General features: G+C 74.7%; 21 protein-coding genes. 10 read left to right on the forward strand and 11 right to left on the reverse strand.

Annotated features, from left to right (window positions below; genetic code table 11):
• A partial coding sequence (locus AB0G16_RS14135) for an LLM class flavin-dependent oxidoreductase (protein WP_362803926.1) occupies positions 1 to 541 on the forward strand: 541 nt, incomplete at its 5' end.
• A gap of 140 nt (positions 542 to 681) precedes the next feature.
• On the opposite strand, the gene AB0G16_RS14140 is transcribed toward AB0G16_RS14135, so the two are convergent.
• Positions 682 to 2184: a CHAP domain-containing protein gene (locus tag AB0G16_RS14140; RefSeq protein ID WP_362803929.1), complete on the reverse strand. Its 1503-nt coding sequence runs from the start codon at positions 2182 to 2184 to the stop codon at positions 682 to 684.
• 522 nt (positions 2185 to 2706) lie between these two features.
• On the opposite strand from AB0G16_RS14140, the gene AB0G16_RS14145 reads away from it, so the two are divergent.
• Both AB0G16_RS14145 and AB0G16_RS14150 read left to right on the forward strand, forming a co-directional pair.
• The gene (locus AB0G16_RS14145; RefSeq protein WP_362803932.1) at positions 2707 to 2916 is read left to right on the forward strand and encodes a DUF5999 family protein; all 210 of its coding nucleotides are present in this window, start codon (positions 2707 to 2709) and stop codon (positions 2914 to 2916) included.
• Positions 2913 to 3692 (forward strand): ATP-binding protein, encoded by a 780-nt coding sequence (locus AB0G16_RS14150; protein ID WP_362803935.1) that lies wholly within the window; start codon positions 2913 to 2915, stop codon positions 3690 to 3692. The genes AB0G16_RS14145 and AB0G16_RS14150 overlap by 4 nt, the downstream gene beginning before the upstream one ends.
• 19 nt (positions 3693 to 3711) lie before the next feature.
• Here the strand turns inward: AB0G16_RS14150 and AB0G16_RS14155 are convergent, their stop codons facing one another.
• From AB0G16_RS14155 to AB0G16_RS14185, 7 genes are all read right to left on the reverse strand, one after another.
• A complete protein-coding gene (locus AB0G16_RS14155; RefSeq protein WP_362803938.1) occupies positions 3712 to 6072 on the reverse strand; it encodes a LuxR C-terminal-related transcriptional regulator in 2361 nt (786 codons plus the stop codon).
• Between the two features lie 284 nt (positions 6073 to 6356).
• Positions 6357 to 7106 carry a glucose 1-dehydrogenase gene (locus tag AB0G16_RS14160; RefSeq protein ID WP_362803940.1) on the reverse strand — a complete coding sequence of 250 codons (750 nt, stop codon included), beginning with the start codon at positions 7104 to 7106 and terminating at the stop codon, positions 6357 to 6359.
• A 1-nt stretch (position 7107) separates the two neighbouring features.
• Complete coding sequence (locus AB0G16_RS14165; RefSeq protein WP_362803943.1) at positions 7108 to 9384, reverse strand: acetate--CoA ligase family protein; 2277 nt, start codon at positions 9382 to 9384, stop codon at positions 7108 to 7110.
• Positions 9381 to 11051: a class I adenylate-forming enzyme family protein gene (locus AB0G16_RS14170; RefSeq protein ID WP_362803946.1), complete on the reverse strand. Its 1671-nt coding sequence runs from the start codon at positions 11049 to 11051 to the stop codon at positions 9381 to 9383. The genes AB0G16_RS14165 and AB0G16_RS14170 overlap by 4 nt, the downstream gene beginning before the upstream one ends.
• Positions 11052 to 11174: 123 nt before the next feature.
• Positions 11175 to 11516, reverse strand: a complete 342-nt coding sequence (locus tag AB0G16_RS14175) for a VOC family protein (RefSeq protein ID WP_362803948.1) — start codon at positions 11514 to 11516, stop codon at positions 11175 to 11177.
• Positions 11513 to 12070: an OB-fold domain-containing protein gene (locus AB0G16_RS14180; protein WP_362803951.1), complete on the reverse strand. Its 558-nt coding sequence runs from the start codon at positions 12068 to 12070 to the stop codon at positions 11513 to 11515. The genes AB0G16_RS14175 and AB0G16_RS14180 overlap by 4 nt, the downstream gene beginning before the upstream one ends.
• A 57-nt stretch (positions 12071 to 12127) precedes the next feature.
• Positions 12128 to 14071 carry a protein kinase gene (locus tag AB0G16_RS14185; protein WP_362803954.1) on the reverse strand — a complete coding sequence of 648 codons (1944 nt, stop codon included), beginning with the start codon at positions 14069 to 14071 and terminating at the stop codon, positions 12128 to 12130.
• A 236-nt stretch (positions 14072 to 14307) separates the two neighbouring features.
• Between AB0G16_RS14185 and AB0G16_RS14190 the strand changes: the two genes are divergently transcribed.
• Both AB0G16_RS14190 and AB0G16_RS14195 read left to right on the forward strand, forming a co-directional pair.
• Positions 14308 to 14928: an isochorismatase family protein gene (locus AB0G16_RS14190; protein ID WP_362803957.1), complete on the forward strand. Its 621-nt coding sequence runs from the start codon at positions 14308 to 14310 to the stop codon at positions 14926 to 14928.
• Positions 14928 to 15737: an SDR family NAD(P)-dependent oxidoreductase gene (locus AB0G16_RS14195; protein WP_362804262.1), complete on the forward strand. Its 810-nt coding sequence runs from the start codon at positions 14928 to 14930 to the stop codon at positions 15735 to 15737. The genes AB0G16_RS14190 and AB0G16_RS14195 overlap by 1 nt, the downstream gene beginning before the upstream one ends.
• A 137-nt stretch (positions 15738 to 15874) precedes the next feature.
• On the opposite strand, the gene AB0G16_RS14200 is transcribed toward AB0G16_RS14195, so the two are convergent.
• Positions 15875 to 17236 (reverse strand): serine hydrolase domain-containing protein, encoded by a 1362-nt coding sequence (locus AB0G16_RS14200; protein WP_362803960.1) that lies wholly within the window; start codon positions 17234 to 17236, stop codon positions 15875 to 15877.
• A gap of 34 nt (positions 17237 to 17270) precedes the next feature.
• On the opposite strand from AB0G16_RS14200, the gene AB0G16_RS14205 reads away from it, so the two are divergent.
• Positions 17271 to 18302, forward strand: coding sequence for a cyclase family protein (locus tag AB0G16_RS14205; protein ID WP_362803963.1), 1032 nt, complete (start codon positions 17271 to 17273; stop codon positions 18300 to 18302).
• A 114-nt stretch (positions 18303 to 18416) separates the two neighbouring features.
• Complete coding sequence (locus AB0G16_RS14210) at positions 18417 to 20045, forward strand: carboxylesterase family protein (RefSeq protein ID WP_362803966.1); 1629 nt, start codon at positions 18417 to 18419, stop codon at positions 20043 to 20045.
• 17 nt (positions 20046 to 20062) lie between these two features.
• On the opposite strand, the gene AB0G16_RS14215 is transcribed toward AB0G16_RS14210, so the two are convergent.
• Together AB0G16_RS14215 and AB0G16_RS14220 are read right to left on the reverse strand one after the other, a co-directional pair.
• Positions 20063 to 20728 carry a response regulator transcription factor gene (locus tag AB0G16_RS14215; RefSeq protein ID WP_362803969.1) on the reverse strand — a complete coding sequence of 222 codons (666 nt, stop codon included), beginning with the start codon at positions 20726 to 20728 and terminating at the stop codon, positions 20063 to 20065.
• Positions 20725 to 21855, reverse strand: coding sequence for a sensor histidine kinase (locus AB0G16_RS14220; RefSeq protein WP_362803972.1), 1131 nt, complete (start codon positions 21853 to 21855; stop codon positions 20725 to 20727). The genes AB0G16_RS14215 and AB0G16_RS14220 overlap by 4 nt, the downstream gene beginning before the upstream one ends.
• A gap of 87 nt (positions 21856 to 21942) precedes the next feature.
• On the opposite strand from AB0G16_RS14220, the gene AB0G16_RS14225 reads away from it, so the two are divergent.
• The 3 genes from AB0G16_RS14225 to AB0G16_RS14235 all read left to right on the forward strand — a co-directional run bounded on the left by AB0G16_RS14225 (position 21943) and on the right by AB0G16_RS14235 (position 25865).
• Positions 21943 to 23385, forward strand: a complete 1443-nt coding sequence (locus AB0G16_RS14225) for a serine hydrolase domain-containing protein (RefSeq protein WP_362803975.1) — start codon at positions 21943 to 21945, stop codon at positions 23383 to 23385.
• Between the two features lie 561 nt (positions 23386 to 23946).
• Entirely contained in the window at positions 23947 to 25239 is a 1293-nt protein-coding gene (locus AB0G16_RS14230; protein ID WP_362803978.1) for an ROK family transcriptional regulator, read from the forward strand.
• Positions 25236 to 25865 carry a ThuA domain-containing protein gene (locus AB0G16_RS14235; RefSeq protein ID WP_362803980.1) on the forward strand — a complete coding sequence of 210 codons (630 nt, stop codon included), beginning with the start codon at positions 25236 to 25238 and terminating at the stop codon, positions 25863 to 25865. Before AB0G16_RS14230 ends, AB0G16_RS14235 begins: the two co-directional genes overlap by 4 nt.
• Positions 25866 to 25888: the final 23 nt, after the last annotated feature.

Genomic DNA, 25888 nt, shown 5'->3' on the forward strand with positions numbered 1-25888 from the left:
GGACCGGGTCTCCGGCGGGCGCGCCGTCTGCGGGGTCGGCGCCGGATGGTACGAGGGGGAGTGGGTGGCGGCCGGGGTGGACTTCGCCGGCCGGGGGGCCCGCCTGGACGAGGCCATCGAGGTGACCCGGAGGCTCTGGTCCGATCCGGTGGTCGCGCACACGGGACGCTTCTACGACTTCCCGGAGGTCGCCTTCGAACCCAAACCCGTCCAGGAACGGCTGCCGATCCTGGCCGGGGGCGAGTCGGAGGCGGCCCTGCGGCGGGCGGCCCGGCTCTGCGACGGCTGGATCAGCATGCCGCACTCGCCGGAGACGATCCGCCCGCTCCTGGACAGGCTCGCCGAGCTCCGCGCCGGGTACGGCGCCACCGGCGACCGGCCCTTCTCGATCACCGCGCACGCCTACGGGCTCGCCGGCCCCGAGGAGGTCCCGCGCTGGGAGGCGCTCGGGGTGGACCGGATGATCGTCCGGCCCTGGAGGCGTGGCCGCGACGCCGTGGCCGCCCTGGAGACCTTCGCGGCCGGCCATCTCGGGTCCTGAGGCGCCTCGGGACCCGAGGCGGCCACGTCGGGCCCCGGGGCGGCACCAGCTCCCGGGCGCCGCCCGGTCGGGCCGCCGGTCGGGCCGCCGGTCGGGCCACCGGCGAGCCCCGGCGGGCCGGACCTCGCCGGCGGGACCCGCTAGGCCGGGACCCTCGCGCGGCGGCGTCCCCGGTAGCCGCTGTGCACCAGGACGTCGCCCCCCTCGACCGGCGGCGCGCCCGGACCCGTACGGGTGGCGGGGTTGTGGAACGCGGGGACGGACACGGCGGAGGTGGTGGACACCGCGGGCCTGGCGGGCCTGCCGGTGCCCGCCGCCATGGTCGTGGTGACCATGGAGTCGGCCCGGCGATGACGGCGGCCGCGCAGGGGAGCGTCCTGGACGAAGGTGGACGACTCCACCACGGGCCGCTCGTGCAGGCGGCGCCTGCCCTGGTAGGGGACCCGGGAACGGCCGTCGTGCGGGGCCCGTGCCCGGGTCTCCTCCAGAAGGTCGACGGGGGTCGTGACCGCGGGGAACTCGGCCGCCACGGCCGGGGTGAACGACGTGGTCGCCGGGACGATCTCCCGGGGCCTTTCGGCCGCGCGGGCCGTGACGGGGGCGTTCCTCGGCATGCGGCGCCGGCCGGGGGCGCGCCTGCGGCCCGGGGACCTGCGCGGGGGCGCGACCGGCACGGCGCGTTCGCCGGCCGCCGCCGCGAACCGCAGCCGCGACTGCTTCGCCTTGGTGTGCGCGAGGATCGCGACCGCGGCCAGCAGCACCGGGGCGAGCACCGCCGGGGTGCCGAGCTCCGGGGTGTACCCGGTGTAGTCGCGGGCCGCGGCGGCGGGTGCGGTCGCGAGCGCGCTGGTGTCGGCGGTGGACGCCTTGGCGTGCTTGCCCGGCGCGCCGCGGCCGGCGGCGGCCGGGGCCTGGGCGGCGGCCTCGGTCTCCCGCTCGCTCCGCGGCGCCTTGGCGGTGTCGGCCTTCTTGGCGGCGGGGCTTTCCTCGGCCCGGGGGGTCTGCTTCCGGGCCTGCTCGGCGGGCTGCCTGGCGTGCTTGGGGGGCGCCTTGGTCGTGCCGGAACCCGTGGAGGTCCGGGCGGGGGCGGGGGTGCTGATGATCCCGGGCAGGTCGGTGGTGGGACCGACCGGGCCGTTGATGGTGGCGGGGTTGAGGATCGTCTGCTGCTGTTCGGCCTCCCGGTCCAGCCGGGCCTTGATCTTCTCCGGGTACCCGTAGCCGACGACCTTGTCGGTCTCGCGCTGCTTGCGCTTGGCGACCCCGCCGTCGATGTTGCCCTCGATCGTGTGGATCCTGCCGCCCGCGACCGCGGTGACGATCCCGACGTGGTCGATGCGGTCGATGCTGCCGGACCCGCCCCAGTCGAAGAAGACGATGGCGCCTGGCTTGGGGGTGGTGCCCCAGGCCTCCTGCTGCCGGAACCACTTCGCGTGGTGGACGGTGTAGGCGAACTGGCCCACCCAGTCCTCGTAGCCGAGCTGCTTGGCCGCCCACGACAGGTACATGTCGCACCACGGCGCGGAGGTGTAGTCGGCGTCGAACTCGACGGTCTTGCCGTACCAGCTACCGAACTTGGTGTAGCCGCCGCTCTTCTCGGAGTAACCGAGCTGACTCTCGAGCAGCTCGATGAACTTCTGCATCTCAGGGATCATGTGAGGCATCAGGGGGACCCCCGGCGGCCGTACGTCCTGGTCGCTCCGCCCTGCGACCCGGCCACCGGGAGACGAGGTTGGACGACGGCACGTTCACGCTGACCCATCGAGGGGACGATGGGACGCGTGTGGCGGCGCCATTGACCGGATGTCTTCCGTGACGAGGGAGGTTACCCGGACAAAAGGATGATTCACGACACGTTAAAGTACGCGTCAAGTCACCTACTGTTACAGGGTCGGGCAAACGGCGACGTCAACGCCTTTTTCCGGCTTTCCAACATCAAACCTCCCAGGCAAAAGATCTACCAAAAAGCTCCGCGCCCGGCCGCGCCGGGCCTCCGCCCTCGGGAGGTATCGGTTAACCTGATGTTCTCTGAGGCTTTCATCCTTGTTTGGGGTATATGGGTAGTGCCATAGGTATTTGTCCCCCTGTGTAGGAATCATCTGTACGAGATGGTGGTCATACAGCCAAGGGCTCCTGCAACCAGAGAAGGATCGAAGGTACGAGCCATGTGTCAGCACCAGCCTCGATGTCCCCTCGCCAGCGCCCCCGATCACGACGCCGCCCACCTGGTGGCCTTCCACCCGGAACAGGGCTGGGGCCTGCTCTGCAACGGTGTCGTGGTCTTCGACGACACCGGAGCACTCCTGCCGGACGGGAGCAGCGTCCCCGTTCACGGCATCCCCGTCCACCGCGACGCACTGGGACGGGCGGCATGAGCGGCCCGGTACGCGTCGACGTACCCGTCACCACCGAATCCCCCAGGACCGGTGACGCACACGGCACGACCGGGTCGTCCCGCGTCACCGAGGCGCTCGCCGCCGAGTTCCCCGCGCTCGTCGGCTCGTCCGGCGCGACCGGGTCGTCCCGGATCACCGACGTGCTCGTCGCCGGATCCCCCGCGGCCGCCGACGCGTTCGGCACCGTGGGGTCCCCCGCGGCCGCCGGGGGGGCCGAGGCCGAGGGGTCGCCCGGTTTCACCGGCGTCTCCGGCACCTCGTGCGCCTGCGACGGCGCGGAGCCCGTGACACCGTCGGAGCCGCGCCCGCAGGCCGTCTCACCGATGTCCATCGGGCGGCCCTCCACGACCCCCTGCCCCGACCGGTCGCCCGTCCGCGAGCGCTGGCACCTGTTCGCCCCCGACTCCTCCTCCGTGCCCCGGGCCCGCCACATGACCCGTGACTGCCTGGAGGGCTGGGGACTGCACGAGCACGTCCAGGTGGCCGAACTGCTCGTCAGCGAGCTGGTCACCAACGCGCTGCGCCACTCGGGAGGAGCCATCCGGCTCGCCCTGTTCTTCACGAACGGCATGCTGCGCGGCGAGGTCGAGGACGCCGACCCCTCCCTTCCCCGGGTGTGCCAGGCCCGCGACGAGGACGAGCGGGGACGCGGGATGTACCTGCTCGAACTGCTCTCCTGCTGCTGGGGCAGCGCCCGCACCGGCACGGGCAAGACCGTCTGGTTCGAGCTGACCGCGCAGCCCGCGCGAGGCTGAACCCGCCCGCCCGTGCCTGTCACGCGGCCGGCCGCGTGCCCCGGTCGCCGCCGTCGTCCCGGTCGCCGTCCCTGTCGCTCTCCCCGGCATGGTCGCCGGCCCGGTTGCGATCGCCGGTCCAGACCGCGATCTGGGCGCGTGAGTGGAAGCCGAGCTTGGTCATGATGTGCTCCACATGCCCCTCCGCGGTGCGCCGGGCGATGGTCAGCGCGGTCGCGATGTCCTTGTTGCTCAGCCCCTGGGCGACGAGCTGGGCGATCTCCATCTCCCTGCGGGTCAGCGGGGACGGCGCGGGCGCGGCCGCGAGGTCGCCGGGGCGCCCGCACTCGCCCAGGGCGATGGCGACCGTCTCCTCACAGGTCATCCTCCCGCCGTGCCGGACCGCCGCCTCGAAGGCGGGGTCGCCCAGGGCTGCGCGTGAGGTGGCCTCGCACTCGTCGTGGTAGCGCATCAGATGCCCGTATCCGGACATCGGCGCGCCGAGCGTCTGCCAGATCCTCTGCAGGACCCCCAGCAGCCTGGCCGCGCGGACGTGCTCGCCCTCGGCGGCGGCGATCCAGGCCAGCACCTCCAGGTTGACGCCGGTGCCGAGCAGGTCGTCGAGCGAGCGGTTGAACCTCAGGCTCTCCCTCTCCAGCTCGGCCGCGCGCCGCGCGTCACCCTGCCGCCAGACCCCGACGCCGAGCGCCATCATGGCGTACGCCCGGTGCCAGCCCTCCCCGTGGGCGTCGCAGAGCGCCAGGCACCTCTCCCCGGCGGAGATCGAGCTCGGCCAGTCCTCCCGGAAGGAGTGGGCCAGGCAGAGCCGGATGAGCGTCGCGGCGAGACCGGTCGGGTCGTTCTCCGCGCGATGACGCTCGGCCGCCTCCTCGTAGAGCCCGATCGCGGTGCCGGCGTCCCCCCGGGACATCGCGATCATCCCCGACCAGAGGGCGACGTAGCCGAGGATCGCCTCCTGCCCCGGCCGCCGGCCGATCGTCCGGGCCTCCTCCAGCAGCGCCGTGGCGGCGTCCATGTCGGCCTGGATGACGGCCAGCCAGGCACCGGACCACAGGGCCCGGCCCCTGGTCCCGTCGGACCCGGCCCCGGTGAGCAGGCCCCGTTCCAGCCAGCGGCGTCCCTCGTCGAGGTAGTGGCTCGTGACCCAGTGGTAGAGCAGGCCGGCGGCCATGTCCAGGGCCTCGGGAACCCCGCCGGGCTCGGAGAAGCAGTACTCCAGCGCGGTGCGCAGGTTGGCGTGGTCGAGCTTCAGCCGGCCGAACCGGGCCACCTGGCCGGGACCGAACAGGTCCTCGTACGCCCGCGCCGCGAGCCGCCGGTAGTGGTCGCGGTGCCGCCGCCGCAGCTCGTTCTCCTGTCCCGAGGCCACGAGGCGCTCCCGGCCGTACTGCCTGATGGTCTCCAGCAGCCGGTAGCGGGCGACCTGGGGCGTGCCGGGATGGTCCTCGCGGATCAGGATGGACTTCCCCACCAGCCCGATCACCAGGTCGATCACCTCCTCCCGGTCGATGCCGTCCCCCGAGCAGACCGCCTCGGCCGCCTGGAGGTCCAGGCCGTCGGTGAACACCGACATGCGCGCCCACAGCAGCCGCTCCTGCTCGGTGCACAGGTCATGGCTCCAGTCGATCAGGGCGCGGAGCGTCTGCTGGCGGGGCAGCGCCGCCGGGGAACCACCGGTCAGCAGCCGGAAGCGGTCGTCCAGGCGGGCCAGCAGCTCGCCGGGGGACAGGGCCCGCAGTCGCACGGCCGCCAGCTCGATCGCGAGCGGGATGCCGTCCAGCCGGCGGCAGATGCGTTCCACGTCGGACCGGTTCTCATCGGTGACCGTGAATCCCGGGACGACCGAGGCGGCCCGCTCGGTGAACAGCCGTACCGCCTCCGACGGGACCGGCGGTGCCGCGGGCGGCGCGGGGCGGTCCGAGCCCGGCGGGGCCGGGGGCAGCGACAGCGTCGGCACGGGCAGCGTCTGCTCGCCGGCGATGCCCAGGGCCTGCCGGCTGGTGGCGAGGATGCGCAGGTCCGGGGCGGAGCGCACCAGGTCCGCCGCCAGCACGGCGCAGTCGCGGATCAGGTGCTCGCAGTTGTCCAGGATCAGCAGCGCCCGCTTGTTCCGCAGGTGGCCGGCGAGCACCTCGGCGGGGGGCCGGTGGGAGACGTCCCTGATGCCCAGGACCTCGTTCACCGATCCGGTGAGCAGTTCCGGGTCCCGCAGCCCGGCCAGCTCGACCAGCCACACCCCGTCGGGGAAGGCGCGTTCGACGTCGGCGGCGACGTGCAGGGCCAGACGGGTCTTGCCGACGCCGCCGGGGCCGACGAGGGTCACCACGTGGGCCGTGGACAGCAGTCGCCGGACCTCGGCGATCTCATGCCGACGTCCCACGAAACTGGTCACCTCGGACGGCAGATCCGTCGCCTGCCGATACCTCCGGGTGATCGGTGCCACCTCGTCCATCGGGACCTCACGCCGGCTTCGTCGGATGGATCGCCGTATGGCTACATATGGCCGGTATGTCCACACTATGTGCAGGGCGTCACCCTCTCGTACCGGCCGTGGCCGCGCGGTCGCCCGAAGGGAGACGGGGGCGAGGGCAGGGGCGGGGACAGGGGCAGGGCGGGGGAGGGGGCGAGGCGGGGACGGGGCGGGGGCCCGTGGGGGAGGATCGGTCAGTAGCCCGCGCCGGTCAGCATGCCGCCGTCCACGGTGAACTCGCTGCCCGTGCAGTAGCTCGCCCGGTCCGAGGCCAGGAAGGCGACCACGTGGGAGACCTCGACCGGTTTGGCGAAACGTTTGATGACCATTGACCTCAGGAACGCCTCGCCGTCCACCTCGGAGGTGATCTCCGGATCCAGCACCATGGAGGTGGCGATGGCGCCCGGATGGACGGAGTTCACCCGGATCTTGAACCGGGCCAGCTCGCGGGCCGCGGCCTTGGTCACCCCGCGCACCCCGAACTTGGAGGCCGCGTAGGCGGACATGCCCTCGGCGGCGATGAAGCCCTCGACCGAGGAGATGTTCACGATCGAGCCCCGGCCCGCGGCCCTCATGGGCTCGATGACGGACTTGACGCCCAGCCAGGTGCCCTTGAGGTTGACGTCCAGGATGCGCTCGTACTCCTCCATCGTCATATCCGCGATCCGGCGATATTTCATGATCCCGGCGTTGTTGACCAGGACGTCGAGCTTCCCGTACGCCTCGACCGTGGCCGTGACCGCGCGTTCCCAGTCCCCGGGCCGGGTCACGTCCTGACGGACGAAGATCGCCCCGGTCTCCCCGGCGAGCGCCTCCCCCTCCTCGTCGAGCACGTCGCCGAAGACGACCCGCGCCCCCTCCTGGAGGAAAAGCCGCACGTGGGACTCGCCCATCCCCCTGGCGCCGCCGGTGACCAGGGCGACCTTGCCGTCCAGAAGACCCATCTCAAGCTCCTCGGGTGAAGCGTGCGGCGGCGGCGACGGCCACGGCGGCCGCCTCCATCGAGCGGTAGACGGGGATCCCCGCCTCGGAGACGATCGCGCGGACCTCGTCCTCCACCCCCGGCGGCGCGCAGTCGCCGTTCCTGGTGACCAGGGTGATCCTGGTCCCGGGAAGGTCCCGCTGTGCCCGGGCCAGGGCCCGCGCGTACGCGCGGAGGGGGTCGGCGGAGGTCCCGAAGGTGAAGAAGCTCTGCACGTTCACGTGCGCCACGACGTCGGGACAGGGCAGGTACGCCAGGACCGCCGCGACGGCCTCGCCGACCAGGCCGGGACGGCCGCGCGGGCCCACCGGGATCTCCAGCGGGTTGGCCGGGGAGGTGCCGGGAGCTCCCGCCCCCAGGGCGGCGAGCGCCTTCCGCGCCCCGTCCGGCAGCTCGGCCAGCGACAGCCCGGCCGCGTCGAGGGCGTCGGCGGCCAGCACGCTCGCCCCGCCGCTCGGGCCGATCACCAGCACGCCTCCCGGATCGTCCCGCCCCGGCCGGGCCGGGCCGGTCCGGGGCGGGACGATCCGGGAGGCGTGGGACTGGAAGAAGCACAGGGTGCCGATCAGGTCGTCCTGGCTGCCGACCAGGACGGCACCGGTCTGGTCGGCCAGGGCCTGCCAGACGCGGCCGTCACCGACCATGCCGCCGGTGTGGGAGGCGGCGGCGCGGCGGCCCTGACCGCTCCTGCCGCCGGCCAGCAGGACCACCGGGAGACGCCCCCGCAGCGGGAGCAGGGACTCGAAGAGGGCGCGGCCGTCGCGGGGGTCCTCCAGGTACATGCCGACGACCGAGGTCTGGTCGTCGGCGCCCAGCCAGCCCAGCAGTTCCGCCGGGGTCACGTCGGCGGAGTTGCCGACGGTGGCCACGCGGCTGAACGCCAGCCCGCGCCGCTCGCCCACCCTGATCACCTCCCCGGCCAGGCCGCCGCTCTGCGAGATCAGCGCCACGTGCCCCGGCGGCCCCGGTTCGCCGCCGATGAAGGTCTGGCCGCCGCGCGGGCTGTAGACGCCCATGCAGTTCGGGCCGAGCAGCCGGGTCCCGGCCTCCCGCGCCGCGCCGACCAGTTCGGCCTCCAGCCCGGACGCCCCGGCCTCGCCGAATCCGCCGCTCATCACCTGGACGAACGGGACGCCGCCGGCCTGGCGTACGACCTCCGCGCAGCGGTCGGCCGGTACGGCGACCAGCGCGTAGTCGACGCCCGCACCCGCCAGGGACGGCACCGCGGGCACCCCGTCGATCTCGCTCGCCTCCGGATGCACCGCGACCAGCGGCACGCCGGTGGCCCGGTAGAACCCCAGGAACATGTTCCCGAAGTTCGGCCTGCTCGCGGACGCTCCCACCACGGCCACCGCCCGGGGTTCGAACAGCGCGGTGAAGTCCTGCGCCGGGCCCCGTCGGCCGGTGGTGCCGGCCGAGCCGTTCGCACCCGTCGCGCGGGCGACGTCCGCCGGGCCCGGGGAATCCGCGGAGCCGGTGGTGCCGGCCGGGAGGGGCGCGGCGGGCAGGTAGCGCGCGTCCACCGCGATCACCCCCTCCTCGGAGGCGATCACCGGGTTGAGCTCGAACTCGCCCAGCTCCAGCCCCTCCCACAACCCTCCGGCCCCGCCGATCGCGAGCAGCAGCCCGATCAGGGCCTCGACGTCCACGGCCGGCCGGCCCCGGTGGCCGTGGAGCAGCGGGGCGGCGCGCAGGGAGGCCAGCATCCGCCGGGCGTCGGTCCCGGAGACCGGGCACAGGCGGAGCGCGGTGTCGCCCATGACCTCGGTCCAGATCCCGCCCAGCCCGGCGAGCAGGACGGGGCCGAAGGACGGGTCGCGCACCACGCCCACGATCAGCTCGACCCCCGGGGCGGCCTGCTCCTCGACCAGGAAGCCCTCGGGACACAGTCCCCGCCCGGCCAGGACGGCCGACATCGCGGTGGCCGCCCGCGCCGCCTCGGCCGGCCCGGCCAGCCCCAGCCGTACCGCCCCGGCGTCCGACTTGTGCGTCAGGCCCGGGCCGTGGGCCTTGAGAACCAAGGGAGGGGTCAGCCCGGACGCCACCGCGGCGACCTCGGCGGGGGAGGCGGCCGTCACGCCCCGCGGCACCGCGATGCCACGTTCCCGCAGCAGCGCCTTGACCTCGTGCTCGGCGAACCGCGCGGCCCGCCCGCCCCCCGGCGGGCCGGCGGGACCGACGGTGTCAGCGGTGTCGGCGGGGTCGGCGGGGTCGGCGGGTCCGTCCCGGTGGACGGTCACGCCTCCTCCGTCCGGTTCCCGTACCTCTCCCGGATCTCCCGCCTGAGCAGCTTGCCCGGTCCGCCGGAGGCGTCCTGGAAGTGCGGGAGGTCGTCGACCACGACGACGCGGTCGGGGCGCCGGTGGGCCGGGAGCGTCTCGGTCAGGGCGAGGGTGATCTTGGCGGGGTCGAGCGTGTGGCCCGCCCTGGCCACCACCGCGAGCAGCACCTCCTGCTCGGTCGCCTCCCGCCCCTCGGCCTGGGCGGGAACGCCGACCGCCCCGGCCTCGGCGACGCCGTCCAGCGCCACCGCGGCCTCCTCGATCGCCGAGGGCTGCGACCAGAGACCGCCCTTGAGGATGGAGTCCTCCCGGCGGCCGAGCACGGTGAGGTCGCCGTCCTCCGACAGGACGCCCAGGTCGCCGCCGACGTACCACTCGCCGCGGAGCACCTCGGCGGTCCTTTCCGGCAGGCCGTCGTATCCGGCCATCCGGTGCGGCCCGGCGAGGTTGATCTCGCCCACCTCGCCGACCAGCCGGTCACCGGAGGGGCCGGTGACGCGCACGGCGTTGCCGGTACGCGCGCGGCCGGAGGATCCGAGCGGGGTGGTGCCGTCGTCCACCCGGCCGAAGCAGGTGTAGGGAGCCTCGGTCTGGCCGTAGTAGCAGTAGACGCCCGCCTCCGGCAGCCGCTCCCTCATCCTGCCCAGCAGGGCCGCCGGGAGCGGTTCACCGCCCAGCATGATGACCCGCAGCGACGACAGGTCGGCGCCGGCGTGGTCGTCGGAACCCAGCAGCGCCGCGTAGAAGGACGGGATCTGCGAGACGTGGGTGACCCTTTCGCGGGGGACCACCCGCAGGAAGTTCGCCGGGCCCCAGTCCTGTTCCAGCACCAGCCGCATGCCCGCGTACAGCGCGGGGCCGACCAGGGCGGGGAAGCCGATGCCCCAGATGATCGCCCCGGTGCCGAGCACCGAGCCCTCGGTACGCGGCACGTCCAGCCAGATCTGCGCGGTGGCCAGCGACGAGGCGTGGGTGTGCACGACCGCCTTGGGCAGGCCCGTGGTGCCCGAGGTGTAGTACAACGCGAGCGGGTCGTCCCACGAACCGCCCAGGGCGGGCTCGTCCTCCGGGGCGCCGGCGGTGAGCGCGTCGAGATCCACGGTTTTCCCGCCGTCCCCGCCGTCCCCGGCGTTCCCTGTGTTTCCTGCGCCCCCTTCGCTCCCGGTGTCCCCGGCGGCCTCGGCGCTCCGGCCGGGGCCGCCGATCTTGATCCAGCGGGCGACCTCCGGCAGCCGGGGCCGGATCTCGGCGACGGCCCCCTCCACCGTGGAGTCGTACACGAACGAGGTGGCGCCGGACCGCGCGACGACCGCCGCCAGCGTGTCGGCCGGCCAGTACGGGTTCAGCGCCGCCGTCACGGCGCCGAGCTTCGCCGCGGCCAGGTAGACCTCGGCCACGTGCAGCGTCTCGTTGAGCAGCGCGGCCACCCGCCGGCCGGGCTCCACCCCGGCCTCCGCGAGCGCGTGGGCCCGCCGGTTGACGAGCCGGTCGAGCTCGGCGTAGGTGAGGTTCCGCTCTCCGCAGTAGGTCAGCGCGACCCGGTCGGGGGTGCGCCTGGCGTTGGCGGTGAGGACTGCGTGGGCGTAGTTGCCGTACGGGGTGCCTGCCGGGGTCGGACGCGCCATCTCTGGCCTCCGTTCGGAGCGAGGGGGTGGGCGAGCGAGGGGTGAGCGGGTGCGGGACGGGTGAGGGGAGGGGGCGGGGGACGGGGCGGGGGAGAAGGTCGGCGGCCTGAGGGGGAGAGGGGGTCAGCGTGGCGCGTACAGGACGAAGGCGTTTCCCGAAGGGTCGCGCAGCACGGCCCTGACCTCGTGCGGTCCGGTCTCGGGCCCCCGCAGGAGTTCGGCCCCGGCCTCGGTCAGCTCCCGCGCGGACCGTGCCACGTCGTCCACCCGGTAGGAGGGGGCGGTGACCTCGCCCGCCACCCGCTCCTCGGCCGCCACCAGCGCGACGGTGGCCCCGCCGCCGTCCAGGGCCGCGAACCGGTCGCCGTCGCGGAACCTGACGGCCAGGCCGAGCGTCCCCGCGTAGAAGGCGATGGCCCCGTCCAGGTCGTCCACGGGGATCAGTACGTTGCCGAGCTCGCTCACGCTGGCCTCCACTGGGGCAGGTCGTCGACGAAGGTCACGCGGACCGGCATGCCGATCCGCACCAGGTCCGGCGGGCACCCCACGATCCGCCCGAACGCCCGGCCCCCCTCGGGAAGGTCGATCCAGGCCAGCACGTACGGCTCCCGTCCCTGGAAGGCGGGGACGAACGAGCGGTGCACGACGGTGAAGGTGTGCACGGTGCCGTCCCCGGAGACGGGCTCGTGGGGCGGCTCGGCGCCGCAGTCCGGGCACCCCGCGACGGGCGGACGCGTCAGCCGGCCGCAGGCCGCGCAGCGCCGGACGGCCGGTTCGCCACACCGGCGGGCGTCCCGGCAGGCGTGGGACTCGTCGGACGCGACGACGGGTCCGAGCGGGGCGACGAGATCGGGCGTGGCGACGGGCGCGGCGGCGGGGTCGGGGACGGTGACCGGCTCGGGGACGGCGGCGGGTCCGAGCGGGGCGACGGGCTCGGGGGCGGTGACGGGCGTGGCGACGGGCCCGGTCGCCGGGGTGGCCGCCGGTCCCGCCGGTGCTCCGATCGTCGATCTGGTCATCGATCGCCAAGCTAGCGCACGCTTGGTTACCTCACAAGGTGCCGCCTCCCGGTCGCCTCACGAGATGTCGCTCTCGGCCGCTCCCCGGGAGTAGGGCTCGTCGGCGGGCGGCTCCGGCTCCCCGGGCCCGCCGGGATCGGCGCCGGGGTCGGCGCCGATGTCGAGGCCCGCGTCCAGGCCCGCGTCGAGGCCCGCGTCCAGATCCGCGTCCAGGTCGGCGCCGGGGCCGGGGTCGGGGCCGGCGTCGGGGCCGAGGGCGTCGCCGGTGCCGGGGCCCGGCGAGAGCTCGCACGGCCCGCCGCGGACCTCCTGGGTGCGGCTGAACGCGCCGCCGGGGGCGGCGGGCACGGTGGAGACCGTGACCCGGCGGTAGACGGTCTCCTCGCAGGCCGGGGCGGCGAAGTCGTACGGGACGGTGTGCGCGTAGGACGTGGACCCGGCGAGCACGACGGTGTGCGGGGGCGCCTGGACGAGGCCGCCGGGGGAGGGTCCCTCGGCGAGGACGACGGTGACCGTGACGTTCCCCGGGGTGGAGGCGCGCAGGCGGACCGTGGCCCCGCGGGCGCCGATCTGCGGGATCGACAGGTCGCCGACCGTGTGCCCGGGCTTCGGCGACCCCTCGGGCCCGGTGGGCGACCCCGTGGGGGTCGGCGTACCGTGCGCCGTGGGGGCCGGGCGGGCGGGAGGCGTCCGCGAGCCCGTCGGCTCCGGGGGCCGGGGCTGCGGGCCGGTCGGTGTGGGGGCCGTCGTCCGGGGCCGCGCCGGGATCTCGGAGGGGAGCGGGGGGAGGTGGCGGGGGGAGGTGCCCCGCGAGGACGGCGAGCCCCGTTCGGCGGCCAGGCTCGGCGAGAGCCGCGTGGACGGCTCCGCCGGTCCCGCGGGCGCCGCCGTCCGGTTCCGCCGCCGTGCCGGCGTCTCCTCGATCACCGCCGACCCGGGCGGCGGGGTGAAGATCGTGTCCGCCGAGAGCCGGTCCTGCGGCCGGTTGCCCGCGATCACGCCGGCGGTCATCGCGACGGTGATCACTCCCAGCCCGGCGAGCGTCCTGGGGCCCAGGCGGGGGCGCCACGCCGCGTCGCCCCTGCCCACCCTGCCGGTCCTGCCCGCTCCGGCCGTCCGGCCCGCCCGGCCGAAGGGGGTTCTCGTGCCCGGCGTGCCCGCCTCCGCCGCGGTCCTGGCCAGCGGGAACGCCAGCGCCAGCAGCGTGGCCAGCTCGGCGAGATGCCGCCGCCCGCGCTGCTCCCACTCCGGCCCGTACGCCGCCGTCGCGGAGGTCTCGAGTTCCCGGAGGAACTCCCGCGCGTCCCGCGGCCGGTCCGCCGGGTCGCCGGCCATGCCGCGGGTGACCAGGGCGCGTACCGAGCTGGGCACCTCCTCGACCGGGACGGGCGGCGCGAGGCTCCCGGGCGGAAGGGCGGAAGGGCCGTTCCCTCCCGGTCCGCGGCCGGTGAGGCACTCGAAGAACACGCGCGTGGCCGCGTGGAGGTCGGCCGCCGCACTCGCCGGAGCGCCCCGCCGCACCTCGGGCGCCAGGTGGGCGGGGTCGCCGCCGGCGACGCCGAGGTCGGCCAGCTTGCTGCCCCCGTCGGCCTGGACCAGCACGTTCTCCGGTCTGAGGTCGCGGTGCAGGATCCCGGCGTCGTGCGCGGCGGCCAGGCCGAGCAGCGAGCCCTTGAGCACGGCCAGCGCCGCCTCCGGGCTGGTGGTGCCGTGCTCCTCCAGGATCCGGCGGAGCGCCACGCCGTCGACCAGTTCCATCACGATCGCGGCTTCGAGCACGTCCTCGTAGTACTCGTGAAGCCGCACCAGGTTCGGGTCCCGCAGCTCCACCAGGACGCGCGCCTCCGCCCGGAAGCGCGCCAGGAACCCGGGGTCCTCCTTGAGGACCGCGCCGAAATACTTGATGGCCACGTAGGCCCCGGTGGGGGCGTACGTGGCCAGCACCACGCGCCCGCCCCCGCCCACGCCGAGTTCCCGAACCTCGCGGTACTCCGGAACCATCCAGCCCCCCTCCGAGTGCCGTCGACTTGTTCGACGGTCTCACCCATGCGGTTGGTTGTCACGATCGGTCAGGTTCGTCGGACGACGACCGCGGGATCGTGCTCGATGGCCGCGAGGGACGCGTGTTAGGCTCCGGGAGCATACCAAGCAAGCGCTCGGCTCAAAATCCGGCCGGAGCCCGGCCCGGAACCCGGTCCGGGCGCCGGTCCCGGGGTGTTCGCGGCGGTGGAGGTCGTATGCCGGTCGATCTGGGAGTCCTCGCCGCGCCGGGGCACAGCGCGGTGCTGGTGATGGAGATGCAGCGCGGCGTCGCGGGGGACCTCGCGACGTTCCCCGACCTGGTGGAGGTGGCGGCTCGCAACGGCGTGGTGGACAACGCCGCCGTGGTCCTGGCCGCCGCCCGGGCGGCCGGGGTGCCGGTGATCCACTGCACCGCCGCGTTCCGCGCCGACCGGGCCGGGTCGCACACCGCGAACAGCCCCTTCGTCACCGCCCTGCTCAAGAACCCCGCGCACATGCTGGAGGGCACCGGAGCCGTCGAGGTGCTGCCCGCCCTGCTGGATCCCGGCGACCTGGAGTCGCGCCGCCACCACGGCTTCTCACCGTTCACCGGGACCTCGCTGGACATGACGCTGCGCTCGCTCGGCGTCTCGACCGTCGTGGCCGTGGGCTTCTCCCTCAACCTCGGCATCCCGGGACTCGCCCTGGAGGCCGTCAACCTCGGCTACCGGGTGGCGGTGGTGACCGACGCCGTCGCCGGGGTGCCGGAGGACTACGCGCGGGCCGTGCTGCGGCACACCGTGAGCCTGCTGGCCGCGCGGGTGACCGCCGCCGGGATCGCGAAGGTCTGGACATGATGGAGGGCCTGCGGCTGGACGGCCGCACGGCGGTGGTGACCGGAGGGGCCGGGGCGATCGGCGCGGCGGTCTGCCGCGACCTGTCCGCGCTCGGCGCGCGCGTCGTCGTCGCCGACGTCGACGGGCCGGGGGCCGCGACGGTCGCCGACGAGCTGAACGGCGCGTCGCTCGGCCTGGGGACGGGGGCCGGGACCGGAGCCGGATCGGGGACGCCCCGCGAGCGGAGGGCGCCCGCCACGTCCCTGGAGGTCGACCTGGCCGACCCGGCCGCCGTCGAGGAGTTCTGCGGCCGGGCCGGGCCGGTGGACATCCTGGTCAACAACGCCGGGGTGTCGATCGTCGAGCCGTTCGTCACCGGCGACCCCGAGGGGTGGGAGCTGATGTGGCGGGTCAACCTGCGCGCCCCGATGCTGCTCACCCGCCTCCTGCTGCCCGGGATGACGGAACGCGGCTGGGGGCGGCTGGTCTTCGTCTCCTCCGACGGCGCGCGGGCCGGTTCCGGCGGCGAGGGCGCGTACGCCGCGACCAAGGCCGGCCTGTTCGGCCTGGCCAAGACCCTCGCCAGGGAGGCGGCCCGGGGGAACGTCACCTCCAACGTGGTCTGCCCGGGTCCCACCGACACCCCGATGCTCCGCCGCGTGGACGCGGAGAGGCCCGGCCTGGTCGACAGGATCGCCAGGGGCATCCCGCTGCGCCGCCTCGGCACCCCCGAGGACGTCGCCGGACTGGTCGCCTACCTCTGCACCGACAGGGCCGCCTACGTCACGGGCCAGGTCCTGTCGGTCAGCGGCGGCGTCACGATGCATTGACCGCCCCCCGGGAGCGGCCCTCTCCGCTGCGGCCCCCGCGGGCGCGGCCGTTCCGGATGCGCTTCTCCCCGGCGTGCTTCTTCCGGAGGTGGTCCCCTCCGGCGTTCTCCTCTCCGGCGTGGTCGCTCCCGGCGGGCTCAGCGTGCCGGACGGTCCGGGGAGAGCGACGCGTAGACGGCCTCGGCCAGGCGGTAGCCGCGCAGTCCGCCCGAGACGGCGCCGGCCATCCTGTTCATCGTGTACGCCATGCCCAGGCCGTGCTCGGCGTCGCCGAGCCCCAGCGACCCGCCCATGCCGGTGTGGCCGAACGCGGTCTCCGCGCCCGCGGGGGGAGTGAGGAAGGTCAGCGCCGGGCGCATGTACCCCAGGCCGAAGGAGCTGTCGACGAACAGCACCCGGTCGGGGCCGTTCACCCTCCTGCGCGTCCCCTCCCGCAGCGTCCCGGGACGGACGATCCGCCCGGCGACCAGGTCGCGGTAGAAGCCCGCCAGGCCGCGGGCGGTGGTGACGGCGCCCATCGCGGGCCAGCCGGCACGCAGGACGACCGGGTGGTTGGCGCCGCCCGGCAGCAGATGGATCGGAGGGTTCCCCAGCGCCCGGTTCATCAGGCTGTTCCTGTCCGCCGACGCCCTGGCCATCCTGAGGAGCGGGTCCTCGCCTGCCTGCTCCCCGCCGGCCGGTCTCCCGTCCGCGGGCTCACCGCCCGCCACGTCGCCGCCCGCCACGTCGCCGCCCGCCACGTCGCCGCCCGCCACGTCGCCGGCCGGCGCCCCTCCGGCGGGCGCGTCCGGAGCCACCGGGGCCGCCGCGTCGCCGTCCGCGGGGGGCCTTCGATCCCCGGCGGAGAGGCGTGCCGCCCGCTCGGCCACGTCGCCGTCGGCCCCCACCCAGAGGTCCAGGCCGGACGGGCCCGCGATCTCGGCGGCGACGATCTCGGCCACGGACCTGCCGGCCACCCTGCGGATCACCTCGCCGACCAGGAACCCGTACGTCAGCGCGTGGTAGCCGTGCGCGGTCCCGGGCTCCCAGATCGGGGCCTGCCCGGCCAGCCGGTCCGCGATGGCGGCCTGGTCCTCGAACTCCTCCACCGGGACCGGCTCCTCGATCGCGGGCAGCCCCGCCTGATGGGTGAGCAGGTGCTCGACGGTGACGCGGTCCTTGCCATGACGGGCGAACTCCGGCCACACGTCCGCGACCGGCGCGCTGACGTCGAGCAGGCCGCGTTCGGCCAGCGCCAGCGCCACCGTCGCGGTCACCGCCTTCGTGCACGAGTACGCCAGCACGGGGGTGTCGCGCTCCCACGGGCGCCCGCTCCTGCGGTCGGCGGTCCCGCCCCACAGGTCGACGACCGGTTCGCCGTCCACGAAGACCGCGAACGCCGCGCCCAGCTCCTCGCCGTCGGCGAAGTGCCCGTCGAACACCTCACGTACCCGCGAGAACCGGGGGTCGCAGTGCCCGTGGGTCTGCACGCCGCTCCGCGTCGCTTCCTCTGCCGTCATCAGCCGCCCCGCACCTTCGAAAGTGAGCACTTGCTTGGTAGCCGAGCCTAACAACTGGGGCCGCTTCGGCCCAGGAGACCAGCGCGGGACCCTCAACCTGCTGACCCCGGCCACGGTCCTGGCCGCCCTGTCCTCCGCGTCCACCGGCCAGGTGATCAGCCTGGCCATGCCGATCAGGGGGGCCACCTCCTCACCCGCCCCCACGACGGTCCCGCACCTGCGGGGCCGCCCGCTGCCGCAGCACTTCATGTCGGTCGACGGCGGCGACTACGCGGCCGGTGCCCGCCCGGTCGGTGCCGGTCTGCGGATGGCCGACGACGCGCTCGTGGTCACCCACCACGGCACCACCACCCACATGGACGCGCTCTGCCACATGTGGGCGGGGGAGGAGCTCTACAACGGGCACCCGGCCGCCAGGGTCAGGTCCTACGGCGCCGCCCGCTGCGGCATCGAGACCGCCGGGGGGGTGGTCGCGCGCGGGGTGCTCTTCGACGTCCCCCGGCACCTGGGCCTGGACAGCCTCCCGGTGGACTTCCGCGTCCCGGGCGAACTGCTGGCGGAGATCCACGACGACGTGCGGCCGGGGGACGTGGCCGTCGTCCGTACGGGCTGGCCGCTGGTCTGGGAGTCCTCGCCGGAGGAGTACTGGGCGGGCCAGCCGGGGTTGTCCGCGGACGCCGGGCGGTGGCTCGCCGCCCGCGACGTGGCCGTGGTCGCCTCCGACAACGCCGCCATCGGCGGGCTCAACGCCCGCCAGCTCGCCGACGAGAGCCTGGAGGACGACCTGCACCTGATCCTGCTCTGGCGGCACGGCATCCACCTGGCCGAGATGCTCTCGCTGGAGGAACTGGCCGCCGCGTGCGCCGCCCGCGAGCGCGGGAACGGCGAGGGCGGCGGGCGTGGCGGGGACGACGAGGGCGGCGGGGGCCGCGGGAGCGGCGGGAGCGGCGGGAGCGGCGGGAGCGGCGGGAGCGGCGGGAGCGGCGGGAGCTTCGTCTTCGTCGCCGCCCCCCTGCGGATCGAGGGAGGCACCGGCAGCCCGATCAACCCGCTGGCGATCCTCTGACCGCCCGCCGGGGCGGCGTACACCGTGCCGTGCCACGGGCCGGGACATTTGTCCCGTGGCACTGCGTATCGATGGATCTGCATGCCCGCTCCGGAGCTTGACAGCGTGGGGGACATGCGAGCGAAATCGATGAGCGCCCTGGTGGCGACGGCCGTCCTCGGGACGGCGTGCGCGGCGGCCGCACAGGAAGAGCCGCCACGGACGACCGGCGCGGGCGATCCGCGCGTCGTACGGACCGAGACGGGAGCCGTGCGCGGCACGGTGACCGGCGAGCACAGGATCTTCAACGGCATCCCGTACGCGGCCCCGCCCGTCGGCGAGCTGCGCTGGAGCTCCCCCCGCCCGGCCGCCCGCTGGACCGGGACGCGGGACGCCACCCGGCCCGGCGCCAGGTGCCCCCAGGTCGGCGCGGACTACGCGAAGGTGACCAGCGACGAGGAGGACTGCCTGTTCCTCAACGTGACCGTGCCGCGCGCCCCGAGGACCGGCAGGCCGGTCATGGTGTGGATCCACGGGGACGGCGCCCTCGGCTCCGGGGACCTCACCGACGTGCGCCGCCTGGCCACCCGGGGGGACGTGGTGGTCGTCACGATCAACTACCGGCTCGGGGTGTTCGGCGGGTTCGGCTACCCGGGGCTGGCCGGGTCGGGGACGTACGGGCTCCAGGACCAGCAGGCCGCCCTGGGGTGGGTGCGCCGCAACGCCGCCGCGTTCGGCGGCGACCCGCGGAACGTGACCGTGTTCGGCGTCTCGTGGGGTGCGATGAGCATCGGCGGGCACCTGACCTCGCCGGGGGCGAAGGGCCTGTTCGACCGGGCCGTCATGCAGAGCGGCGAGACGATGATGGACATGCTTCCCGGGAGCATGGGCGAGGGCGTGCCCGGCCGGCCGGACTACGCCTGGCTCCCCACCGCCCAGGTCGAGGAGATGGGCCGGTACGCGGCCGGCAAGCTCGGCTGCTCGGACCTGCGCTGCCTGCGCGCGCTTCCGGTGAGGACCGTCCTCGAGGTCCCGCAGATCATGAACATGTTCCAGTCCTACGCGTACGGCAACGAGACGCTGCCGCGGTCGCCCTCGGCCGAGCTGCGGGCCGGCCGCGGGCACCCGGTGCCGGTGATCTCCGGCGCCACCCGCGACGAGCACCGGATCTTCGTCGCCATGACGCACGACCTGGCCGGCAAGCCCGTCACCGCCGCCTCGTACCGCGAGCTGCTGCGCGGCGCGTTCGGCGCGGACGCGGCGAAGGTGGCCGCCGAGTACCCGCCCCGGAGGTACGGTTCGCCCTCGCTGGCCTGGGCCGCGGTGGTCACCGACCGGATGTGGGCCCGCGCGACCTTCGAGCAGAACAGGCTGCTGGCCGCCAGGGCCCCGGTCTACGCCTACCGGTTCGCCGACCGGCGGGCCCCGATGTTCCTGCCGCTGGGGACGGACTTCCCGTTCGGCGCCTACCACGCGGGCGACCTGCCGTACCTGTTCCCGGAGCGGAACGTCACGCTGAGCCCGGCCCAGCGGAGGCTGTCGGACCAGATGACCGCCTACTGGACCGGGTTCGCCCGCACCGGCGACCCCAACGGCGCGGGGCTGCCCCGCTGGGAGCGCTTCGACGCCGCCGCGCGCGTGCCGCACACCCAGTCCCTGGAGCCGGACGCGGTCGGGCCCGTCGACTACGCCGCCGGCCACAACCTCGGCTTCTGGCCGCCGCCGTTCGCCGGACACCGGGCGCCGGTGACAGGACGTCCGTGATCCTCGGCAACCCGTGGTTACCCGCTCAGCGGTGGTTCCTCGGCGAGACCCGCTCGGTAACCGGTGATGACGAGTTGGGCGCGGTCACGGGCGTCGAGTTTGGTCAGCAGCCGGCCGATGTGAGTCTTGAGGGTCGCCCGGCTGATGTGCAGGGTGGCCTGGATCTCGCTGTTGGACAGGCCGTGGGTGATCAGCGTGAGGACTTCTCGTTCGCGGGGTGTCACGCCGTCGAGCGATCGGGTGGCGGTCGCTCGATCGGTGAAGGCGGCGATGAGCCGGCGGGTGACGGTGGGGGCGAGCAGCGCCTCACCGGCGGCGACCGTGTGGATCGCGTCGAGCAGCCGCGGAGGTGTGGTGTCCTTGAGGAGGAAACCGCCGGCGCCGGCGTGCAGCGCCCGGTAGACGTGGTCGTCCAGGTCGAAGGTGGTCAGGATGAGGACCCGGGGCGGGTGCGGGCCGGCGGTGAGCTGTGCGGTCGCCGTGATGCCGTCGACGTCGGGCATGCGGACGTCCATGAGGACGAGGTCGGGACAGAGGTCGGCGGCGAGGGCCACGGCCTCGCGTCCGGTGCCGGCTTCGGCGACGACGGTGATGCCAGGGTCGGCGTCGAGCAGGCGGCGCACGGTGGCCCGGTAGAGCGGTTCGTCGTCTGCGAGCAGGACGCGGAGCGCATCGCCGGTCATGCCGGGAAGGGGAGAGTGGCCCGCACGGCGAATCCGCCGGTCGGTTCGGGGCCGGCGGTGAGCGTGCCGCGGTGCAGGCCGACCCGTTCCCGCATGCCCACCAGTCCGTATCCGCTCGCCGGGCCGCTTCGGACGGCGGTGCCGTCGTCGACCACGCTCAGCACGAGGGCGTGCGGCATCGCCGTGACGGTGACGTGGCAGTGCCGGGCATCGGCGTGCCGGCGCACGTTGGTGAGAGCTTCCTGCAGGATGCGGTAGGCGGACGTCTGCACGGCGGCCGGCACGGCCGACAGATCCGGCTGGTCCGGCCGGTCCACCGTGACGTCCACGCCGGCAGCCCGGGTGGCATCGATCAGCGCCCCCACAAGGGCCAGATCGGGTGCGTCGTCCTCACCGTCGCCGGGCGGGGATTCGTGGCGCAGTCCGCCCAGCACGGTCCGGACGTCCTCCAAGGCGCCGCGGCTGACCTGTTCGATGGTGCGCAGGGCGGCGTCCTGCTCGGTGCCCAGGTGTCGCGCCACGGCGGCGTTCATGGCGATGAGGCTGAGGTTGTGTCCGACGACGTCGTGGACGTCCCGGGCGAGACGCAGCCGTTCCTCGGTGACGGCCTGGGCGGTGCGCAGCTCGGCGAGTTCGGCGGCGTGCCGGCGGCGCGTCCGCACCACCCAGGCCAGTGACCACGAGCCCGCCAGGACGACGACGCCGACCGTGCTCACCAGAGCTGGAGCGGTGCTGAACGACTCCTCCCCCCGTGCGGCGGGGATGAGAGGCAGCCGGTTCGTGGCGGCGTCGGTGAGCCCGGGAACCAGGATCGCCGCCAGTGCGACGGACAGACCCCGGGCCGCGGCCCGCGCCGAGGTGAGTGCGACCGGGTACAGCGCGACGGCGACGGCCCACGCCGTCACCTCCGCTCCCACCCCGGTGAGCACCGCCGCGGCCGCGGCCGCCGCCACGATCATCAGGACGGGCGCCGGCCACCTGCGCCGTGCCGCGAGCGGCAGGCCGACGATCCCCGACAGCGCCCATACCGCCAGGCCGGACGCCGGCGTCCGCAGCACCGCGGCGCCCGTCACGGCGACGGCGAGCAGCACGTCGGCCGCGAGCAGGGCACGGCGAGGGATCAGCACGGATGTCACCGTAGCGGCGTCCACCTCGCGGGCGCATCGGACGGTGGTCCGATGCGCCCGCGGCCGGCCGCCGCGCAGGCTGGCGCGATGCTGATCCGAATGCTGACCGCCCTGGTCCTCGCCACCCCGGCCGCTCCCGTCGCCCCGGCCCCGCACGTCGCCCCGGCCACGATCGACGCGGCGGTCCGGTCCTACCGGGAGGCGACCGGCGTGCCGGGTGTCGCGGTCGCGGTGACGCGGGGTCGTACCGTGATCCATGCCGCGGGCTACGGGCGAACCGGGCAGGGCGGAGCCGTCACGGATCGCACGGTGATGGCCGTGGCGTCGGTCAGCAAGTCCATGACGGCGCTGGCCCTGCTACAGCTGGTCGACGCAGGCCGCATCCGACTGGACGCCCCCGTGGGCACCTACCTGCCGGAGTTCACGCCGGCGGACGGGCGCGCCGGACGGATCACCGTGCGGCAGCTGCTCAACCACACCTCCGGCCTGTCGGATCGGACGAACCCGTCGTTCAGCGCTCCACCGGTGCGCACCCTGCGTGAGGCGGTCGCCGCCATGCGCACCGCCCACCTGGCCGCGGAGCCGGGCAGCCGGTTCGAGTACCACAATCCCAACTACCAGGTGGCCGCACGCCTGGTGGAGGTCGTAGGCGGCCGGCCGTTCGACGACTACCTGCGCCGGCACGTGTTCGGGCCACTCGGCATGGCGGACAGCCGGACCGTCGACACCGCCGACGAACTGCCCCCCAGCAGCCGCGGCCACCTCGTGGTCGCCGGCACCGCGCTCGCCCTGCCCGAACCACCGGCCTTCGGCGCCGGGTCCGGCGCGGTCCTCAGCACCGCCCGCGACATGGCGGCCTGGCTCATCGCCCACAACAACGAAGGACGCGGAGCGGACGGCGCATCGGTCGTCTCCGCCGCCGCGGTCGCCGAGATGCACCGGCCGTCCGCGGACGGCTACGGCCTGGGGTGGCAGGCCGGCACCAGCCCGTCCGGAACGCCGCTGATCGAGCACGACGGCGACATGATGACGTTCACCGCCTACCAGGCCGTCATGCCCGGCAGCGGGTACGGCGTCGCCGTCATGGCCAACACCGGAGCACTGCACCGTGATGCCCAGGCCATCGGCGCGCGCCTCGTCGACCTCATCGAGGGACGCGCCCCGTCGCGCCCCGCCACGCCGCTGGTCTGGATCGACCTGGCGACGCTGGTTCTCGTGCTCGGCGCCGCGTCGCTGGGTGCGCGCGGAGTCGGTCGGGCCCGCCGCTGGGCGGCCGACCACCGTCCCGCCTGGCAAAGCGCCGCCCGGCTTCTGCCGTACCTGCTGCCGCCGGCCCTGCTCGTCGAACTCCACCGCCTGGTGAGCCTGCTCTACCGGGGCCGGGACATCTCCTGGCCGCAGGCGGCCTACCTCTACCCCGCACTCACGCTGCTGCTGGCAGTGACGTCAGGAGCAGGTGTCGCGGTCATGGCCTGCCGGCTGACGTCCCTCCGCCGGACCCGGGCGCGGCACGCCCCGGACCTGGCGTGAACCCCGCTGCGAGCAGAGAGCGCAACGTCGTCTTCGTCCAGAGTGACGAGCTCGGCGATCCGGACGCCGGAGATGAGGCGCCTGTCGCCCGCGTCGAACGCGTGGAGGTGCTCAAACAGATCCTCAGCGGTCCGATCGCCGTTCAACGAAGTGACCGGCATGGCGAAGGTGGGACTTGGCGAGGTTGGGGTGGCGGCGGATTCAGCTGTCTGGTGGCCGCCGAGGTGGTGGGCGGAACCGAGCGAGGGTGGACGGAGAGCGCTGCGCGAAGGACGGAGACATCGTCTCCGCGCGCAACACGGGCCGGGACGGCCGGGTGAGGGACGGACGCGACAGGCCGGTGTCATGGCCACGCCGTGGCCGGACGTGCCGGGCGGGCATGGCGGGTCGCCCGGCGACCTGGGAAACTCACCTCGTCCCCCGGCGCCGGACCGCGCCGCGCCAAGGGGCGACCTGCCCGGGGGAACACCCCGGAAGGTGACTAGAATAGTTGTACTAACATCTGAAATTACCTGCCCGGGGAGAACAATGAGCCGTCCACAGCGGGGGACCCTCCGCGACGTGCGGAAGGGCAATCGGTCCGTCGTCCTGTGGACGCTCTACTTCGCCGGCGAGCTGAGCAGGCACGATCTCGCCCGGACGACCGGCCTCAGCGCCGCGACGGTGAGCAACGTGATCGCCGACCTCATCGCGGACCGCATCGTCGTGGAGACCGGCTCCGTCGACTCGGACGGGGGGCGCCCGCGGATCATGCTCCGGGTCGACCCCTCCTACGGGTACGTGGTCGGCGTCGGCGTGGGCGAGACGCGCGTCCGCGTCGAGCTGTACGACCTGGCCATGGCCGAGCGGGCGAGGAAGGAGTTCGCCCTCGCCCCCGGCCACCACGAGCCCTCGGTGGTGGCCCGTTGCATCCTCGACGGGCTGGAGGCGGTCCTGGCCGAGGCCGGCGCGACCGAGTCCGAGGTCATCGGGATGGGTCTCGGCGTCCCCGGCGTCGCCGAGCAGGGGCCCGACCTGCTCATCCACGCCCGCGCGTTCGGCTGGGACGGCGTCCCGCTGGGCGCGCTGCTGCGCGAGGGCACCTCGATCCCGGTCTTCGCCGACAACGGCGTCAAGACGACCGGCCAGGCCGAGCTCTGGTTCGGCGCGGGTCAGGGGGCCCAGCACCTGGTCATGGCCTTCATCGGCACCGGCGCCGGGGCGAGCATCATCAACGGCGGCGTCACCTACCGGGGCACGGCGAGCGGCGCGGGCGAGTGGGGGCACACGAAGATCGTCCTCGACGGGCGTCCCTGCCGCTGCGGCAGCCGGGGGTGCCTGGAGGCGTACGTCGGGGCCGAGGCGATCCTCGCCGGCGCCGGCAGGGAACTGGGCGGCGACGACGAGGAGAGCGTGTTCGCCGCGCTGCTGGCCGACCCTCCGGCCCGGCCCGCCCTGGAGGAGGCCGTCCGCTGCCTCGGGGCCGGGCTGGCCGACCTCATCAACCTCTTCAACCCCGAGCGCGTCATCCTCGGCGGCTGGGCGGGGTCCCTGCTGGGGCGGGAGTTCCTTCCCGAGATCCGGGCCGCCGCCGGCCGGTACGCCCTGCCCCTGCCCTTCTCGCAGGCCTCGATCGAGCTGGGCAGGCTGGGCGCCGAGGCGGTCGCGCTGGGCGCCGCCACCCTGGTCGTCGAGGACTTCCTGCTGCGCAGCCACACGGTGCGCCCGTCCGGCCGGGCCGTCGCCGGCGCGACGGGCGACCCCGTGCCGGGTGCTCCCGCACCCGGCGGGGTACCCGGTGGCGCCGCGACCGGTGGTCCCACGCCCGGTGGCCCCGCGTCCGCCCTGACGAGCGCCCCGGCGGGCCGCCGATGAGAAGCGCGCTGGTGGTCCGCGGCGGCTGGGAGGGGCACGTCCCGGTCGAGGCGACCGAGCTGTTCATCCCGGGGCTGGAGGCCGAGGGCTTCTCGGTGACCGTCGCCGAGGACCTGGGGGTCTACGCCGACCGGCGGCTGCTGGCCGGGACCGACCTGATCGTGCAGTGCTGGACGGGCGGCGTCCTGACGCCCGAGCAGGAGGCCGGCCTGGTCTCCGCGGTCGAGGACGGCACCGGCTTCGCCGGCTGGCACGGCGGCGTGGTCGCGGCCTTCGACGGCCGCGACTACCTGCGGATGGTCGGCGGCCTCTTCCTGCACCACCCGGAGGACTTCCTCACCTACGACGTGAGCATCGACCCCGCCCGCGCCGACCACCCGATCGTCGCGGGGCTGGACGGCTTCACCGTCGAGACCGAGCAGTACTGGATGCTCGCCGACGCCCGCAACGAGGTGCTCGCCACCACCGTGTTCGTCTCCCCGCCGACCCCCATGCCGGTCGTCTGGACCCGCCGCTGGGGGGCGGGGAAGGTCTTCTTCTCCGCCATCGGCCACCGCCTCGACGACCTGCGCCACCCCACCGTGTACGAGCTCACCCGGCGCGGCCTGATCTGGGCCGCCCGCTGATCTCCGGAGGACCCTCGGGCGGG

The sequence above is a fragment of the Streptosporangium sp. NPDC023615 genome (assembly GCF_040640155.1).
In the GTDB taxonomy this organism is placed as follows: Bacteria; Actinomycetota; Actinomycetes; order Streptosporangiales; family Streptosporangiaceae; genus Streptosporangium.